Origin of the sequence: Stenotrophomonas sp. YIM B06876, from assembly GCF_030711595.1 — a bacterium.
GTDB lineage: Bacteria > Pseudomonadota > Gammaproteobacteria > Xanthomonadales > Xanthomonadaceae > Stenotrophomonas.
Genome location: NZ_JAUJUJ010000154.1, coordinates 1 through 1,849, shown reverse-complemented (window position 1 = coordinate 1,849; position 1,849 = coordinate 1). Strand labels below are relative to the sequence as shown.

Sequence of the window (1,849 nt, the reverse complement as noted above, 5' to 3'; positions counted from 1 at the left end):
CGGCCACGCGGCTGGTGGCCTCGGAGATTCTTTCCTCGGCCACGGCCTGCGTCTTGCGCTGGATCGACAGGCCCTCCTTGACCAGCGACTCGAACACCTTGCCGCCTTCTTCCTGGGCCTTGGCAAAGGCCCCCAGGCCGGCCAGCCAGATCTGCTGGGCCGAGTCCTTGACGGTGCTGGAGAACTGGTCGCTGGCCTTCTTCTCGTCGTCGCTGCTTTTTTGCAGTTTCTTGACCATGGGGTTTCCAATCACAGAGGTTGATAAAGACGCCAGGCGATCTGCCTTTGGCGCATGCCTTGCACTCTACGCGCGTCGCCGCTGCGCGTTGAGGCGCGCGTGCCTGGAAATGCAGAGCGTGCCATTTCTGCTGCCACGCCATTGGTTACGTGCCGCCAGAACCGCAATGGGATAATCACAAGCTTTGCCAAGTGGCAGCTCTCCTACGGACCCTCCCATGATCCTCGTCACCGGCGGCGCCGGCTTCATTGGCGCCAACTTTGTGCTCGACTGGCTGCGCGGCAGCGAAGAGGGCATCGTCAACCTCGACAAACTCACCTACGCCGGCAATCCGCACAACCTGGCCAGCCTGCAGGGCGACGCGCGCCACCACTTCGTGCAGGGCGACATTGGCGACAGCGCGCTGATCGAACGCCTGCTCGCCGAACACCAGCCGCGTGCCATCGTCAACTTCGCCGCCGAGTCGCATGTCGACCGTTCCATCCACGGCCCCGAAGACTTCATCCAGACCAACGTGGTCGGCACTTTCAGGCTTCTGGAGGCTGTAAGGCATTACTGGCAAGCGCTGCCAGCTATCAAAAATGAAGCGTTCCGGTTTCTGCACGTGAGCACCGACGAGGTCTACGGCACCTTGGCGCCCGATGCCCCGGCCTTCACCGAAGAGCATACCTACGAGCCCAACAGCCCATATTCCGCCAGCAAGGCTGCCAGCGACCACCTGGTGCGCGCCTGGCACCACACCTACGGCCTGCCGGTGCTGACCACCAACTGCAGCAACAACTACGGGCCCTACCATTTCCCCGAAAAGCTCATCCCCCTGATGATCGTCAACGCCCTGGCCGGCAAGAGCCTGCCCATCTACGGCGACGGCATGCAGGTGCGCGACTGGCTCTACGTCACCGACCACTGCAGCGCCATCCGCCGCGTGCTCGAGGCCGGCAAACTGGGCGAGACCTACAACGTCGGCGGTTGGAACGAAAAGCCCAACATCGACATCGTCAACACCGTCTGCGGCCTGCTCGACGAACTGCGCCCGCGTGCCGACGGCCAGAGCTACCGCACGCAGATAGCCTACGTCAAGGACCGCCCCGGGCACGACCGCCGCTATGCCATCGACGCGCGCAAGATCGAGCGCGAACTGGATTGGAAGCCGGCCGAGACCTTCGACACCGGTATCCGCAAGACGGTGCAGTGGTATCTGGAACACGCCGATTGGGTCGCCAATGTGCAGACCGGCGCTTACCGCGACTGGGTGCAGACCCAGTATGCAGAGCCAGGTGCGGGGCAGGGCGCGGCATGAACATCCTGCTCTTGGGCAAAGGCGGCCAGGTCGGCTGGGAGCTGCAGCGCAGCCTTTCCGTGCTTGGCCAGGTGACAGCGCTGGGCCGTGACAGCACAGAGCGCTGCGGCGACTTTGCCAACCCCGCCGGCATTGCCGACACGGTGCGCGCGCTGCGTCCCGACGTCATCGTCAACGCCGCAGCCCACACGGCGGTGGACAAGGCCGAGAGCGAGCCCGGGCTGGCCCGCCTGCTCAACGCCACCACGCCCGGGGTGCTGGCCGAAGAGGCGGCAAAGCTGGGCGCCTGGCTGGTGCACTACAGCACCGAC

The 1,849-nt window shown here is 64.7% G+C and carries 3 protein-coding genes; 2 read left to right on the top strand and 1 reads right to left on the bottom strand.

Going from position 1 to position 1,849, the window contains the following annotated elements; all coding sequences use genetic code 11:
* On the bottom strand, nucleotides 1–238 hold a 238-nt coding region (locus QZH66_RS15620), incomplete at its 3' end, for a phasin family protein (protein WP_305806821.1).
* Between the two features lie 217 nt (nucleotides 239–455).
* On the opposite strand from QZH66_RS15620, the gene rfbB reads away from it, so the two are divergent.
* Nucleotides 456–1,538, top strand: a complete 1,083-nt coding sequence (rfbB, locus tag QZH66_RS15615; RefSeq protein WP_305806820.1) for a dTDP-glucose 4,6-dehydratase — start codon at nucleotides 456–458, stop codon at nucleotides 1,536–1,538.
* A partial coding sequence (locus QZH66_RS15610) for a sugar nucleotide-binding protein (protein WP_305806819.1) occupies nucleotides 1,535–1,849 on the top strand: 315 nt, incomplete at its 3' end. The genes rfbB and QZH66_RS15610, both read left to right, overlap by 4 nt.